At 40.1% G+C, this 14,700-nt stretch carries 14 protein-coding genes and 2 tRNA genes; 10 read left to right on the top strand and 6 right to left on the bottom strand.

Going from position 1 to position 14,700, the window contains the following annotated elements; genetic code table 11:
* Window positions 1–104 precede the first annotated feature (104 nt).
* Window positions 105–488, top strand: a complete 384-nt coding sequence (gene panD / locus ACQFX9_RS02805) for an aspartate 1-decarboxylase (protein ID WP_427160604.1) — start codon at window positions 105–107, stop codon at window positions 486–488.
* A 10-nt stretch (window positions 489–498) separates the two neighbouring features.
* On the top strand, window positions 499–1,398 hold the full coding sequence (locus tag ACQFX9_RS02800) for an MBL fold metallo-hydrolase (RefSeq protein WP_427160603.1): 900 nt from the start codon (window positions 499–501) through the stop codon (window positions 1,396–1,398).
* A gap of 55 nt (window positions 1,399–1,453) precedes the next feature.
* Here ACQFX9_RS02800 and ACQFX9_RS02795 read toward each other — a convergent pair whose 3' ends face one another.
* Window positions 1,454–1,729, bottom strand: coding sequence for a hypothetical protein (locus tag ACQFX9_RS02795; protein ID WP_427160602.1), 276 nt, complete (start codon window positions 1,727–1,729; stop codon window positions 1,454–1,456).
* A 630-nt stretch (window positions 1,730–2,359) separates the two neighbouring features.
* Between ACQFX9_RS02795 and ACQFX9_RS02790 the strand changes: the two genes are divergently transcribed.
* Entirely contained in the window at window positions 2,360–4,789 is a 2,430-nt protein-coding gene (locus ACQFX9_RS02790) for a PAS domain S-box protein (RefSeq protein ID WP_427160601.1), read from the top strand.
* A 255-nt stretch (window positions 4,790–5,044) separates the two neighbouring features.
* Here the strand turns inward: ACQFX9_RS02790 and ACQFX9_RS02785 are convergent, their stop codons facing one another.
* Window positions 5,045–6,640 carry an iron uptake porin gene (locus tag ACQFX9_RS02785; protein ID WP_427160600.1) on the bottom strand — a complete coding sequence of 532 codons (1,596 nt, stop codon included), beginning with the start codon at window positions 6,638–6,640 and terminating at the stop codon, window positions 5,045–5,047.
* A 336-nt stretch (window positions 6,641–6,976) separates the two neighbouring features.
* Between ACQFX9_RS02785 and ACQFX9_RS02780 the strand changes: the two genes are divergently transcribed.
* Entirely contained in the window at window positions 6,977–7,984 is a 1,008-nt protein-coding gene (locus ACQFX9_RS02780) for a metal ABC transporter solute-binding protein, Zn/Mn family (protein ID WP_427160599.1), read from the top strand.
* Between the two features lie 141 nt (window positions 7,985–8,125).
* Complete coding sequence (locus ACQFX9_RS02775) at window positions 8,126–8,896, top strand: metal ABC transporter ATP-binding protein (protein ID WP_427160598.1); 771 nt, start codon at window positions 8,126–8,128, stop codon at window positions 8,894–8,896.
* Here ACQFX9_RS02775 and ACQFX9_RS02770 read toward each other — a convergent pair.
* Complete coding sequence (locus ACQFX9_RS02770) at window positions 8,893–9,159, bottom strand: ArsR/SmtB family transcription factor (protein ID WP_427162775.1); 267 nt, start codon at window positions 9,157–9,159, stop codon at window positions 8,893–8,895. The two genes, ACQFX9_RS02775 and ACQFX9_RS02770, sit on opposite strands and share 4 nt — an antisense overlap.
* 229 nt (window positions 9,160–9,388) lie before the next feature.
* Between ACQFX9_RS02770 and ACQFX9_RS02765 the strand changes: the two genes are divergently transcribed.
* From ACQFX9_RS02765 to ACQFX9_RS02755, 3 genes are all read left to right on the top strand, one after another.
* Window positions 9,389–10,252: a metal ABC transporter permease gene (locus ACQFX9_RS02765; protein ID WP_427160597.1), complete on the top strand. Its 864-nt coding sequence runs from the start codon at window positions 9,389–9,391 to the stop codon at window positions 10,250–10,252.
* 82 nt (window positions 10,253–10,334) lie between these two features.
* Window positions 10,335–10,407 (top strand) — tRNA-Phe (locus ACQFX9_RS02760).
* A gap of 261 nt (window positions 10,408–10,668) precedes the next feature.
* Window positions 10,669–10,767: an Arm DNA-binding domain-containing protein gene (locus tag ACQFX9_RS02755; protein ID WP_427160596.1), complete on the top strand. Its 99-nt coding sequence runs from the start codon at window positions 10,669–10,671 to the stop codon at window positions 10,765–10,767.
* 404 nt (window positions 10,768–11,171) lie between these two features.
* Here ACQFX9_RS02755 and ACQFX9_RS02750 read toward each other — a convergent pair.
* From ACQFX9_RS02750 to hisF, 3 genes are all read right to left on the bottom strand, one after another.
* Window positions 11,172–11,244 (bottom strand) — tRNA-Ala (locus tag ACQFX9_RS02750).
* 92 nt (window positions 11,245–11,336) lie between these two features.
* Window positions 11,337–11,531 carry a hypothetical protein gene (locus tag ACQFX9_RS02745; RefSeq protein ID WP_103139901.1) on the bottom strand — a complete coding sequence of 65 codons (195 nt, stop codon included), beginning with the start codon at window positions 11,529–11,531 and terminating at the stop codon, window positions 11,337–11,339.
* Between the two features lie 105 nt (window positions 11,532–11,636).
* A complete protein-coding gene (hisF, locus tag ACQFX9_RS02740) occupies window positions 11,637–12,410 on the bottom strand; it encodes an imidazole glycerol phosphate synthase subunit HisF (protein ID WP_427160595.1) in 774 nt (257 codons plus the stop codon).
* Between the two features lie 152 nt (window positions 12,411–12,562).
* Here hisF and ruvB point away from each other — a divergent pair, with 152 nt between their 5' ends.
* Together ruvB and ACQFX9_RS02730 are read left to right on the top strand one after the other, a co-directional pair.
* Window positions 12,563–13,663, top strand: a complete 1,101-nt coding sequence (gene ruvB, locus ACQFX9_RS02735; RefSeq protein ID WP_427160594.1) for a Holliday junction branch migration DNA helicase RuvB — start codon at window positions 12,563–12,565, stop codon at window positions 13,661–13,663.
* Window positions 13,664–13,844: 181 nt separating this feature from the next.
* Window positions 13,845–14,651, top strand: coding sequence for a tetratricopeptide repeat protein (locus tag ACQFX9_RS02730; protein WP_427162774.1), 807 nt, complete (start codon window positions 13,845–13,847; stop codon window positions 14,649–14,651).
* Window positions 14,652–14,700 lie beyond the last annotated feature (49 nt).

The raw sequence follows: 14,700 nt of genomic DNA, 5'->3' as shown, positions 1-14,700 counted from the left end.
ATGAGTGCTGTTAGCATCACAGGTTTACGCCCCGTGATGCTAACAGCACTAATGAATTTGTGTTTGTTGCCAAGTATACCAATTGCCACATAACTGGAAAAGAAATGCTGCGTAACTTTCTCTTAGCAAAAATTCACAATTGCACCCTCACAGGCGCGAACATTAATTATGTGGGTAGTATCAGCGTTGATAAAATTTTGTTAGAAAAGGCTGGGATTTTACCCTACGAGCAAGTGCAAGTAGTGAATAGTGCTAATGGCGAGCGTTTCATTACTTATGCTATACCAGCTCCAGCCTATTCAGGAATTATTGAACTAAATGGGGCTGCCGCCCGTCTAGGCATGATCGGCGATCGCGTGATTATAATGACATACGGGCAGTTTACGTCAGAGGAGATCAAAAGTTACACTCCTACTGTAGTCCTTGTGGATGAACACAACCAAATTTTGGAAGTACGCCACTACGACGACCTGCTCAATAAGGTCTAAATACAAAAAAATGTCAAATCTTGAGCTGTCAAGTTCCCAGGTCTACCTAACTGAAAAATCAGCCAATTCGCCAACTAGCATTATGGGTGATTTTGTCTTAAAATTTTGGGGTGTCAGGGGTTTGATTCCTACCCCAGACGGTAACACGAATCGCTACGGTGGTAACACGGCTTGTGTGGAAATACACGTAGCTGGTAAAAATTTAATTTTTGACGGTGGTACAGGTTTACGCATACTGGGTAAAACTTGGCAGCATTTGCAAGAACCACTAGAAGCCCATTTATTTTTTACTAATTCTCAATCAAATCGCATTCAGGGTTTTCCTTTTTTTGCACCTGCATTTATTCCCAAAAATTGCTTTTATATTTACGGTGCAGCCGCTTCTAATGGTGCTTCTATCAAACAATGTCTGTGTGACCAAATGCTGCAACCCCACTTTCCCTATCCTCTACAGGTCATGCAGTCGGAATTACAGTTCCAAAACATCACTCCTAACAGTGAAGTCAAACTTGACGATGTTACCGTTAAAACAGCAATCATTAATCAGACTCAACGTTCCATAGGCTATCGAGTCAACTGGCAAAATTACAGTGTTGCGTATATTACAGATTTAAGTAACCGCGCAGATCAAATAGAACGCGATGACATCCTGCAATTTGTTCAGGGTGTAGATTTATTAGTGGCTAATGCTACCTACACTCCTCCCACATCTCATGATCATGAATGTGCTGATTCTCTGTGGCAAGTAGCGGTGGAAATAGCGCAAAAGGCAGATGTCAAACAGCTAGTAATTTCCCATCATCATCCAGATGATCATGATGATTTCCTAGATATGGTGCAAACGGAAGTTAAATCTGCCTTTCCCCAAGCTTCATTAGCTTCTGAAGGTTTGGTATTATCCATCGTGTGATGTTTTTCTCTCTCCCCAGAGTTTTTTGAAATATTCTCAAAGATAGAGGTGAATTTTAGTAGTCATATCTTTTTTTGGTAAATTTTTCTAAAAAAACTGTGTTGGCTGTTACAATATTGTTAAGAAAAGTTGCTCGTTGCGCTTTGGGAACGCGCAATAGGGCTTTCACTCTAATTGAGAAGACAACGCGAATGAATATTTTTAGACCAGCTGTGGGAGGCTGGTCTTTTTTTTGAATATTGTTTACTTTTAGGTACGATATGAACAGCGATCGCTTCTCCCACAACCCTACCTGAAGGCTAATCAGTACCTTACCAGGAACCCAAACCATAAAGAATGAGCATTTCTCCAGGATGAAAGCTTGTCCGTATTCAGAGAATGACCAGCAGATAATCCATTTGGGATAGGGGGTAGGGTGTTATACCAATTCGCGGCTATTTCTCGGAAAAAAGTACAAGAGAATTGGGATAGAAGGCTTAAAAAGCTTGCATCTCCAATTTTTTGGAGGCAAAAAATCAGGGTAAAACTGTTTCCTGTCCCCTGTTAAGAGTTCCCTACCTCCACTAAGAGACTTTTTTAGCAAGCCCTAATTAGGGATTTATATCTCAATACAGTTCAGTTAAGGTTCAAAACAAAACGGGTGGAGGTTGGGTTGAGGAATGAAACCCAACATGATCAAGGGTTTGTTGGGTTTCGCTATCGCTCAACCCAAGCTACTATTCACTTAACTGAACCGTATTGATTTATATCTAGGTTAATAGTCATTTATATAATAATACTTAAAGTTTTTTAGTGGATTTTATTATATTCAAATGTCAAAGAGTAATATCTGCTAAATTGCCAAATCAATGATTAGAAAATGCCAGTTTAGTTTTAGTGATGATTTGGGAATACTAAAGTTAAATCATCTAGGACAATATCATCAATATCTAGCATGGCGTTGGCATTTTGTAACTCTTCCTTGAATTCAAACACTTTTATTGCTCATGGGCATGGAATAGTTTGGCTGCACATTATTTCTGATGCTACTATTGCTCTGGCGTATTATTCTATTCTGCTATTACTAATTTACTTTATTACCCAACGTCAAGATATTCCTTTCAATAGAGTTTTTCTCTTATTTGGTGCTTTGATCCTTGCCTGCGGTACTGGACACTTGATGGATATTTGGACGCTTTGGCATCCTGATTACTGGATTGCAGGTATTTTAAAAGCTTTCACTGCGATTATTTCCATATATACTGCGTTGACGTTAATTTATCTCATACCTCAAGTGCTAATGCTATCTAACCCAGGCGAGTTAGAAGTTATCAATAAAGCACTTAATAATGAAATGACCGAGCAAAAAAAAGCAGAAGAAACTCTATTAAGCATTAGCAAGGCTATGGAAAGTGTTAGTGATGCTATTGCGATCGCTGATATTACAGGTCAGGCAATTTATTATAATCCTGCCTTCATCAATTTGTTCGGTTACACTGTTGAACAACTCAATGCCGTTGGTGGCCCAGTCGCAGTTTACCAAAATCCTCAACTAGCACACAATGTCTTCACTACTATCAAGCGAGGTCAATCATGGCGTGGTCAACTCACCATGCAAAGTTCGACAGATCATATAATACAAGTTGAGTTAAGGGCAGATCCAATCAAAGATTCGACTGGTAATATTATCGGTTTAGTTGGTATTCATACAGATATTAATGCTCACCAAAAAGCAGAAATCGCTCTGCAAAAATCTCTTAAAGAATTAGCAGATATCAAATTTGCTTTAGACCAGTCATCTATTGTTGCAGTGACTAATAATTTAGGAATTATTGAGTATGTTAATGATAAGTTCTGTCAAATTTCTCAATATCAGTCAGAAGAATTAATCGGTAAAACTCATAAAATTGTTAATTCTAATTATCACTCTACAGCTTTCTTCAAACAGATGTGGTCAACTATTAGCCAAGGAACAGTTTGGAAAGGAGAAGTTCAAAATAGAGCCAAAGATGGTACATATTATTGGGTAGATACAACGATTGTCCCCTTGCTAGATGCTCAAGGAAAGCCTCAACAATATGTAGCTATTCGTAACGATATTACCGAACGCAAACAAGCAGAAATCGCTCTGCAAAAATCTCTTAAAGAAGTGGCAGATATCAAATTTGCTTTAGACCAATCATCTATTGTTGCTGTAACTAATAATTTAGGAATTATTGAGTATGTTAATGATAAGTTCTGTCAAATCTCACAATACCAGCCAGAGGAATTAATTGGAAAAACTCATAAAATTGTTAATTCTGATTATCACTCTCAAGTCTTCTTTAAAGAGATGTGGTCAACTATTAGTCAAGGAAAAGTTTGGAACGGAGAAGTTCAAAATAGAGCCAAAGATGGTACATATTATTGGGTAGATACAACGATTGTCCCCTTGCTAGATACTCAAGGTAAACCTCAACAATATGTAGCTATTCGTAACGATATTACTGCTCGCAAACAAGCCGAAGCTCAACTTCAACAGCAAGCAATAGAATTAGCACAAACTCTCCAAGAACTGCAAACCACCCAATTCCAACTCATCCAGAGCGAAAAAATGTCTTCCCTGGGTCAGCTAGTTGCTGGAGTTGCCCATGAAATCAATAATCCAGTTAACTTTATCTATGGCAATCTGACTCATGCCAAAAGTTATACCCAGGAAATACTAAATTTACTTCAACTTTATCGCAGCCATTACCCAAATTTCCTAGTTGAAATTCAAGAGGAAATTCAAGAGGAAATTGAAGATATTGACCTGGATTTTTTAATCGATGACTTGCCCAAACTGATTGATTCTATGAAAGTTGGTGCCGAACGAATTCGTCAAATTGTGACTTCTCTGCGTACTTTCTCACGCCTAGATGAAGCCGAGTTAAAATCAGCAGATATCCATCAAGGTATTGATAGCACTTTGATGATTTTAGAACATCGTTTCAAAGCCAGAGCTAATCATCCGCAGATTCAGGTCATCAAAGAATATGGTGATTTACCTTTAGTTGAGTGCTATCCCGGACAGTTAAATCAAGTATTTATGAACATTTTGACGAATGCACTCGATGCTTTAGAAGACTCATTAATTAAAGGAATACTTACACATAACCAACCACAAATTCACATTTGTACTCAACAACTAAATGCTCAACAAATAGTGATTCGGATTGTTAATAATGGCCCTGCTATTCCTGAACAAGTAAGACAGAAGTTATTTGATCCTTTTTTTACTACTAAAGATGTGGGTAAAGGTACTGGTTTAGGTTTGTCAATTAGCTATCAAATTATCACTGAACAGCACAGGGGATCGTTACAGTGTGTTTCATCTCCTCAACAGGGAGCAGAATTTATCATTACAATTCCCGTTGAACAGCCTCATAAGTAATATCAATTCAAAACCCCCCACGATATTTTCTCTATATAAGACTTCTATTAAAGCTTAAAATCTTTGTAGGCTGTGAATCGCACAGTCAACAGCCAATCTATGAAAATCAATCGGCACGGATGCGCTAAAATTCTGACAACGGAATTGCCCGATTTTAATTTAAATTAGACGTAAATTGGGATTAATTTTGCCTAGTGTGGCAAAAAAAAAGACGCAAATAACAGCTTTGCGTCTTTTGAGGTGAAATCGAGAAATTTAGAAACTAAACGTGGTTCTCAATGCACCAATGACTACGGAATCGTTGTTATCGTTATGATCTGGTGCAGTTAGCCAGAGAACTCCGGGTGTGATGGTGATGTTATCGCTAACTTTGTATTGGTAGAATGCTTCAACGTGGAAAGATGTATCATCATCTTCACTGATCGCAGCAACACTAGAATCGGTGACTTTGGGTTCCATACCGACGATAATACCGCCTAAGTTACCTTTCTTACCAAGGTCGGGGAAGCCTAAAGTGACTGCGTAGTTCCAAATGTCAATATCTCCACCATCACCACCTGTAACAACCCGACTGGTAGTATAGCCAGCCCAACCACCTAAGACAATTTTATCAGTGATACCGATGGATGCTTGCACACCGTAGGAATTGCTGGAAAATGCTGCATCTAAATCTTGGAAGGTGGCAGCGTTGCTACCTGTGAGTAGTGGCTGTTTGTAGGAGTTGATATATGTCAATCCTACAGTGATGCGATCGCTTGGTTTGACGGTAAGCTGTGCTAATGCACCATACGCACCATCAAATAAACCAGACCCCTGTACTGGGCTATTCGCTGTAGGAGCTAAATAACCTAAGCTTAGTGCTAACTTATCACTAAAGTTATGGGTAATCCCTATACCTGCACCACCTACTTGACCATAAATGGGGTTGCGTGTACCGAAGGTAGATAAAGCACCAAAATTACCATCACCATCAAACAAGTTGACGGTGCTAGTCAAGTCATCTGCTGCACCACCAGTCCCAATGGCAATTACTTGTGTCTTTTCACCTAGAGGGAATTTATACCAAACGGTGTCAATGACAGCATCGTTGCTGGGTTCGGCATTGGCAAAAAATAGTCTGCCTTCTGTGGTGTTAATGTTGGGACTAGCGATATTGTTAGCTTGGATTCTGGTAAATAAGGTATCTTTACCAGTGAAGCTAGTTACCAACTCTAGACGCGCTCTGTATCCTAAAGTGGTATTACTATCTGTGATATCTGCACCATTGACGCGATCGCCAGACAATACATCACTAATTACAGTGACAACTTGTCCTTGTAATTTGGTTGTGGTGGAAAATTGATTAGCTTCTAATTCAGATGTACGTGCTTCTAATGCGTCTACTCTACCTCTGAGTGTCGCTAATTCTGCGGAAAACTCTTCTTGGAGTTTTTGCAATGTCGCCAAATCTTCTTTTGTGACTAAATCGGCCGTAGCAGTGGCAATTAATTCATTAACTCTATCCAAACAAGCATTTAACCCGGCGGCGAATTCATACCGTGTCATGGCGCGATTACCGCGATATGTGCCGCCAGGATAACCTGCAATACAACCATATCGTTCTACCAATGATTGCAATGCTTGGAATGCCCAATCTGTGGGTTGTACGTCTGATAATTGTGATACAGAGGTAACTTGTGACATTACCTGGTTTTGAGAAGACGGATCAGCTTTGACGATGGGAGCTGCATTTGCTGGCTCACTCATGTCTGATGGTACAGGTGTTTCACCTGCGAAGGCGGCAGTCCCAAAAAATAAGACTGTGCCGCAAAATACTGGGCTAGCTAGTAGATACTTCCACATTTTTGACATCTTTTCCTCACACTTAATTAGGCTTTTACTCTCTTGGCCACACCAAATGCCAAGCTTTTGTGAGCCTGTTGTCTCTGAAAAACGATTCTCAAAATATTACCAGTAGGTCGCAGATTTTGTAACAGTAGAAGTCAAGAATTTATAAATTTTTGATTATGTCAAGGTTAAGTAGTCATACTGTAACAATATTTTTCCTTTGCCTTTGCAGAGTCATGTTATCCTAAAAATGAATGAGAATGAGAATTATTATTATAGATAAAATTAACTGATTCTCATCATCAAAACTTATATATAAACTGAAACGACATCAGCATAGTTGCGGAGGGAACAGTTCAGATGGGGAAAGCAAACATTATAAGAAATAGAATTTTATCCTTAGCAGCTTTGCTGATGTTGTCATTGACAGTAGGTTGCAACCAGTCTAGTAGTACAGAAGACACATCAGCATCATCTTCACCTCAAGCTAAAGAGGCGGTATCTACACCTGTAGCGCAGCCAAAAAAAATTAAAGTTGTCACAACATTTCTACCTGTTTACCTATTTACTAAGGCTGTGGCTGGGGACGCAGCAGATGTAAGTATTATGGTATCTCCAGGGACAGAAGTACATGATTATCAAGCCACACCAGATAATGTAAAAGCGATCGCTACAGCAGATGTATTAGTTAAAAATGGTTTAGGAATCGAGGAATTTTTAACAGACACTATCAAAAATGCCCAAAATTCTAAGTTAAAGCAAATAGATGCTAGTGCAGGAATCAAGCCATTAAATGAAATTTCCCCTGTGGAGAAAGCCACAAAAGGTGAAACAGACCACGACCATGATCATGACCATGCAGAAGGTAATCCTCATGTATGGTTAGACCCTATACTAGTAAAGCAACAAATCACCAATATTCGGGATGGCTTAATCGCAGCTGATCCAGCTAACAAAGATAAATATGAAACTAATGCTAATGCTTACATTCAAGAATTAGATAAATTAAATAGTGAATTTCAACAGACACTACAGAAAACGCCTAACTGCACCTTTATAACTTTTCATGACGCTTATCCATATTTAGCGCAACGTTATAACCTTAAACAAGTAGCCGTAGTACAGATTCCTGAAGATCAACTTTCTCCTGCGGATGTGCAGAATACTGTCAAAACAGTCAAAAAGTATAGTGTTAAAGCCTTATTTAGCGAACCTGGAGTAGATAATAAATTGCTCACTAGTCTAGCTCAAGACCTAAAACTAGGCGTGCAAACATTAGATTCGATAGAAACTGGAGAACAAGACCCACAGTATTACTTTAAGGCTATGAGAACTAACTTGCAAACCCTAGAGACAGCTTGTAAATAGGGTAGAGGGCAGAGTGCAGGGGGCAGGGGGAGACAAGGTAGACAAGGTAGACAAGGTAGGAGATGAGAAAAACTGTTCCCTGTTTCCTGTTCCCTGTTCCCTTTTTTCTAATGACTATTGACTATTGACTATTGACTAAATATGACATCGCCTATTTTAAAAGTTGAGGGACTAACTGTATATCAAGGGAATTATTTAGCTGTGAGGGACGTTTCCTTTGAGTTAATAGCAGGAACTAATACGGCTATAGTTGGCCCCAATGGAGCCGGCAAAAGTACATTAGTCAAAGCTGTGCTAGATTTGATTCCTCACAGAACGGGAAGTATTGAAATATTCGGTTTTCCTCTCAATAAGTTGGGAAGTTTACGCCATCTTATAGGCTATATGCCGCAAAATTTCATCTTTGATCGCAGTTTTCCGATTTCCGTTAAGGAGTTGGTGGGTTTAGGGTGGGTAGCAAAAGTGCAGAACCGATATTCCTTGTTTTCTCAACTAAAGATGCAAAGCCAGGAAAAATCCTTAGCTGTGGCTGAAGCTTTAAGAAGAACAGACGTTTATCAACTGCGAAATCAAGCTATTGGAACGCTGAGTGGTGGTCAACTCAAACGTGTTTTACTGGCTTATTGTTTAGTGATTCCTCGGAAATTGTTGATTTTAGATGAAGCCTTTGCTGGTGTAGATATGCAAGGGACGGCGGATTTTTATGCTTTGCTACATGAATTAAAACAAGAAGAAGGTTGGACGGTTTTGCAGGTTTCTCATGATATTGATATGGTCAGTCACCACTGCGATCGCGTCCTTTGTCTTAACCAAACAGTTGTTTGTACCGGACAACCAGAAATCGCTCTTTCACCCCAAAATCTGTTAGCTACCTACGGGCCAGGATTTAGCCGCTACCAACACCATCATTAATCATCTTTTTCATCTAAATGTTCAGCCACTGCCTGATAAAGATGAAAAATATGGTTATCGTGTAGGCGATAAAATACATTACGTCCTTGTTTGCGATAACTTACTAAACGCATAGCTCGTAAATTCCGTAACTGATGAGAAACCGCCGATTCACTCATTTCTAATAATGCTGCCAACTCGCTGACGCAAAGCTCTTTTGCCGCCAAAAAAGAGAGAATTCTTAATCTATTAGCATCTCCTAAAAAACTGAAAAAATCTGCCATGCGCTGAGACTTTTCTATTGTCAAAATCTCAGTTGGTATGGATTGACCAATTTGGTTGTCAATTAGGGATAAGTTAGCATTTGATGGGAGCATTGTAGGTGCTTGGTGTGGAATTTTCTATGGGATATGATATTGGAGTTTCAATAATAAGAACTTAGATAATTAATTCTGTAAACAATAACAATTATATACTTTATTTATAATTTAAAAAATCGTAAAAACTAATATTATGGCTCTCATATATGATGGCAACCACAACTGGTTATTGTTAGCCACGGGTGGAGATTTAATCAGCTTGTTGCAATTCCCATTTATGCAGCGTGCGATCGCCGGTGCTATTCTCATGGGGATAATGGGAGGTTTGCTAGGTAGTTTTGTGATTTTGCGTCAGTTATCATTTTTCAGCCATGCGGTTGGTCATGCTGCATTGGTAGGTATAGTCTTGGGGGTACTGCTACAGATCAATCCCACTTGGACATTATTACCTTTTACCTTAGCCTTTGGAGTCATTGTCCTTTATCTGATTGATCAGACCGATTTAGCTAGTGATAGCGTCCTTAGTATAGTGCTTTCTGGAGCATTAGCGATCGGTGTGATGCTGACCAGCCTCATTAAAGGTTATCGAGGTAACTTAATGAACGTCTTATTCGGCGATATTTTAGCTATTGATACTACTGACCTGATACTAACAATCATCATACTCGTGGCTAGCGGCATTTTCCTATTGTCCACCTTGCGACAGCAAATCTTGCTAACGCTGAACTCAGATGTAGCAAAAGTGCAAGGTATTGCAGTTCCGTTGTACCGTTATGGATTTGTGGTGCTTTTAGCACTAGCTGTAGCTGTGGCTATTAAAGCTGTGGGTATTTTACTGGTCAACGCCTTTTTAGTCATTCCGGCTTCTACAGCTAAATTAGTGAGTCACCACTTTAGTAGTTTTTTAATTTTATCCACAATCATTGGCGCAACTAGCAGCCTAGCAGGGATTCTGGTGTCTGGAGCTTTTAACCTGGGTTCTGGCCCTAGTATCGTGCTGGTTCAGTTTATCTTATTCATGGCTTTGTTCAGCTTGATGAAGCTACGCCATAAATAAAAATGATTTTTCTTTCTTAAACCCCTTGCCAAATCATTTTTTGTTTGCTACATTTATTAATCGTGGCTAAGAAAAACGCCAAGCCGGGATAGCTCAGTCGGTAGAGCAGAGGACTGAAAATCCTCGTGTCACCAGTTCAAGTCTGGTTCCTGGCATATCTATAAAATCCTTGAAAACCAATGTTATCAAGGGTTTTTAAATTTCTAACCCCTAATAAAAATAGAACTAATGTTTTATTTTTGAGCTAAATATTGGACATTTTTAGACACCTTTAGACCAAAAAGTGGTGTAAATTATTGGGTGTACAAGCGATAGGATAGAAGAGTGTTTACACCTTTTAAATCTATTCTAAAAATCCTACAGGGCTGGCATCTAAAGGTTATGCCTCTATTATTATCTCTAATGGTCGGTTGTAGTTGAGGTTTAGATACAAAGGTGAACGTTATTACATCTCTACAGGTTTAGCAGATACCCCAAATAACCGGAAATTAGCTGAAATCAGTTTGAGCATCTGAGATTGAAAAAGATATATAGGAATCCGACTTGATTATTGAAATTATTTGCGTATGCAGGGATATAGAGAGAAGTCTGAGTGGAGGAAACCTCCGCTCAGAACTTCGGAGGAACAGGGAACAGGAACAGAATTCATAAGAGTGTACTGAGTTTTTTTCAGAAACCAAATATGATTCCTATAGAACTCAGTTTTTTGATTTTGATAAGGTTAAGCAATATTTAGAAGCAATACTAGCTACTGAATAGGAAAGTTAGAGAAACTTTAGCGGAAGTTCAGCGTAGTATTAGGTTGTAATGGCCTTTAAGTCTTCTGACATTTCCAGCACATTGGAAGGTAAAACTGGACAACTTGTCCAATTTCTTCCTCAAGTCACATCATAAATCTTGTAGGCTTTTAAGGTAAAAATGGAGCTAAGCGGAGTCGAACCGCTGACCCCTTCAATGCCATTGAAGTGCTCTACCAACTGAGCTATAACCCCTTAATTCGCGTAAATTAGCATAGCTTGTGACTGAATATAATGTCAAGTATTTGGGTGAAATATGAAATTTTGCTAAGGTTATTCGATTAAAGTTAATAGTTGACTTGCAACAAGTAACTCATGCAATGTCCCATGAGAAAATAGACTACTAACATAGCGGCGGCGGCAAGGGCAACTAGTGTACCAGCTAGCATGAGGGAAAATTCTTTATTTTCTACTGCTTTTTCCATCAGGTGTAGTGACCAGGCCACCAGAGCCACATCAAATAACAAAATAGGAATCAACATATTTCTTAATATTAGTTAATATTTGTAAATTAATCCTAACATCCTTTTGCAGAACTGTCTTGAATGGAGAGGGAATGTGACTCAATCTCTATAATGGCTTTAGAATTAAGCGTACAAACGTACTGGTATATGACGATCGCGCAAGTAATTCTTAATTTCAGATACACTTAACTGCCCATAATGCAGGAGCGAAGCCAATAAAGCAGCTTCCGCCTTACCTTCATGGAGTGCGGTATAGATATGTTCACAGTTTCCCGCACCACCGGAAGCAATCACAGGGATTTCAACAGACTCAGCAATTGCTTTTGTTAATGCAATGTCATAACCAGCTTGAGTGCCATCAGCATCCATACTGGTCACTAATAGTTCTCCTGCACCACGCTTTTCGACTTCTTTCGCCCAAAGTAGGGCATCTAAGCCTGTGTTTTCTCTTCCTCCACGCACGTACACGTCCCAGCCAGGATTTTGCGGGTCAACTCTTCGCCTCGCGTCAATAGCAACTACTATGCACTGATTACCGAAGCGATCGCTTGCCCGATTGATCAAGTCAGGATCACGTACTGCCGCAGAGTTAATACTAACCTTGTCTGCTCCAGCTCGTAACAAAGCTTTAACATTTTCTAAGGATTGGATACCACCACCCACAGTCAGGGGAATAAAGACCTGTTCGGCGGTACGGTAAACTACGTCAATAATCGTATCGCGGTCTTCATGAGTGGCTGTAATATCCAGAAATACTAACTCATCTGCGCCGGCATCGTTGTAAACCTTCGCCAGTTCTACCGGATCACCTGCATCTTTGAGATCGACAAAGTTAACTCCTTTAACAACCCGCCCCGCCTTGACATCTAAACAGGGTAAGATTCTTTTAGATAACATATATTTTTTTACTCCTGGGTAATTGTCCGGAATTTAAATTGTAAATTGATGTGGGTATTCCCGCCGAAAATCTTCGCTAGCTTATGGATACGCATGATTAAGGCGGAAATTAAGCCACTTCCAGAACTAAACGTAAGGTTGCAAGCTGAATTATGGCGATCATCTCCTCGAAAAAACAGCCTCCAGAACCCAATGGACAACCACAACAGCGTCGGGAGTCAGCAAAAACAGCCCCCAAAGAGAAAATTTTGCAACCTGAAGCTGCTGTTGATGAACAAGGAAAACAAGAAGAGAGTATCAGACCACAAAAATTTGCCGACTACATTGGACAAAAAGACCTCAAGGATGTTCTAGAGATTGCCATCAAAGCAGCCAAGTCGCGGGGTGAAGTTTTGGATCACTTGCTACTGTATGGCCCTCCAGGATTGGGTAAAACAACAATGGCAATGATATTAGCATCGGAGATGGGAGTCAACTATAAAATTACTAGTGCGCCTGCTTTAGAAAGACCTAGAGATATCGTAGGGCTACTAGTTAACCTCAAACCAGGAGATATTTTATTTATTGATGAAATTCATCGACTTTCACGGATGACAGAAGAAATTCTGTATCCAGCGATGGAAGATTATCGTCTAGATATTACTGTGGGTAAAGGTTCTAGCGCGAAAATTCGCAGTTTACCCTTATCTAAATTTACCTTGGTGGGAGCAACAACCCGTGTCGGGGCTTTGACTTCCCCACTGCGCGATCGCTTCGGTTTAATTCAAAAACTGCGCTTTTATGAAGTTGACGAACTCAGCAAAATCGTCTTGCGGAGTTCTCAGTTACTGCAAACCAAAGTCACGGAAGATGGTGCGGCGGAAATTGCTCGTCGTTCTAGAGGAACACCACGGATAGCTAATCGACTACTTAAACGCGTCCGTGATTATGCGGAAGTGAAAGTCCATAGTGAAATTAATCAAACTATCGCGGCCGAGGCTCTACAACTATTTCAAGTAGACCCATGTGGTTTAGATTGGACAGACCGCCGGATGTTGAGTGTGATTATTGAACAATTTAATGGTGGGCCAGTAGGCTTAGAAACCATCGCCGCAGCTACCGGAGAAGATACCCAAACCATTGAAGAAGTCTACGAACCCTACTTGATGCAAATCGGTTATTTAAGCCGGACTCCCCGTGGAAGAACAGCCACAAAAGCTGCATACAAGCACATGGGATTTACGCCGCCGAATGAGCAGATGTCATTACTATAGGGAATGGGGCTAATCAATTCAAAATTCAAAATTCAAAATTCAAAATTAAAGAATTTTGGGCATTGGGCATTGGGCATGGGGTTAAAATCTACCTTGTCTCCCAGTCCCCAGTCCCCAATACTTCGACAAGCTCAGTACAAGTCCCCAGTCCCTCCACCACAACAAAATCTCAACCTCGATGATGATTAAGTTAATTAGTATAGTTCTCAGTCTATTTCTTGTGTTGGGTTGGGGTACACCCGTGATGGCGCAAACCCAACAAGCTACAATTACCCAGGAGCAATTAGCGCAGGGTGATGAATGGGCAAATCAAGCTTTTGCTGCTACTAATAAAGGTGATTTTGCTACGGCAGAAAAATATTGGACGAAAATTATTGAGAATTTCCCCACGAATGCAGGGGCGTGGAGTAATCGGGGGAATTCGCGAGTTAGTCAGAATAAATTAGAGGCGGCACTTGCTGATTATAATAAAGCGGTGGAATTAGCCCCGAATGTCACCGATCCTTATTTAAATCGTGGTACAGCTTTAGAAGGGTTGGGTAAATGGTCAGAGGCGATCGCAGATTATAATCATGTCTTAGAACTCGACCCTAAAGATGCAATGGCGTATAACAATCGCGGTAATGCTAAAGCAGGTTTAGGGCAATGGTCAGAAGCGATCGCAGATTATCAAAAATCCTTTGAAATTGCACCCAACTTTGCCTTCGCCCGTGCTAATTATGCCCTAGCACTTTATGAAAATGGGCAGAAAGACCAAGCCATTCGCGAATTACGCAATATTGCCCGCAAATATCCTAATTTTGCTGATGTGCGTGCAGCTTTGACAGCAGCTTATTGGGTAAGTGGTCAAAAAGGCGAAGCGGAAAGTAATTGGGTAGCCGCCTATGGCTTGGATAGTCGTTATAAAGACATGAACTGGGTGAAAAATATCCGCCGTTGGCCTCCCAGCATGGTTGCAGCCTTAGATAAATTCCTCAAAATTCAGTAACAACCATTTCTACAGTCAGTAACCCATGCCCAATTCCCTATGCCCCATG

Source organism: Aliinostoc sp. HNIBRCY26 (assembly GCF_050235535.1).
Lineage (GTDB): Bacteria > Cyanobacteriota > Cyanobacteriia > Cyanobacteriales > Nostocaceae > Trichormus.
This window is presented reverse-complemented; position numbering and strand designations above follow the sequence as displayed.

Coding starts and splice junctions, on each gene's coding strand:
- ACQFX9_RS02785 (WP_427160600.1), bottom strand. CDS start 6,640: ATGTCAAAAATGTGGAAGTATCTACTAGCTAGCCCAGTATTTTGCGGC.
- ACQFX9_RS02770 (WP_427162775.1), bottom strand. CDS start 9,159: ATGGCAGATTTTTTCAGTTTTTTAGGAGATGCTAATAGATTAAGAATT.
- ACQFX9_RS02780 (WP_427160599.1), top strand. CDS start 6,977: ATGGGGAAAGCAAACATTATAAGAAATAGAATTTTATCCTTAGCAGCT.
- ACQFX9_RS02800 (WP_427160603.1), top strand. CDS start 499: ATGTCAAATCTTGAGCTGTCAAGTTCCCAGGTCTACCTAACTGAAAAA.
- hisF (WP_427160595.1), bottom strand. CDS start 12,410: ATGTTATCTAAAAGAATCTTACCCTGTTTAGATGTCAAGGCGGGGCGG.
- ACQFX9_RS02730 (WP_427162774.1), top strand. CDS start 13,845: ATGATTAAGTTAATTAGTATAGTTCTCAGTCTATTTCTTGTGTTGGGT.
- ACQFX9_RS02745 (WP_103139901.1), bottom strand. CDS start 11,531: ATGTTGATTCCTATTTTGTTATTTGATGTGGCTCTGGTGGCCTGGTCA.
- panD (WP_427160604.1), top strand. CDS start 105: ATGCTGCGTAACTTTCTCTTAGCAAAAATTCACAATTGCACCCTCACA.
- ACQFX9_RS02775 (WP_427160598.1), top strand. CDS start 8,126: ATGACATCGCCTATTTTAAAAGTTGAGGGACTAACTGTATATCAAGGG.
- ACQFX9_RS02795 (WP_427160602.1), bottom strand. CDS start 1,729: ATGGTTTGGGTTCCTGGTAAGGTACTGATTAGCCTTCAGGTAGGGTTG.
- ACQFX9_RS02765 (WP_427160597.1), top strand. CDS start 9,389: ATGGCTCTCATATATGATGGCAACCACAACTGGTTATTGTTAGCCACG.
- ruvB (WP_427160594.1), top strand. CDS start 12,563: ATGGCGATCATCTCCTCGAAAAAACAGCCTCCAGAACCCAATGGACAA.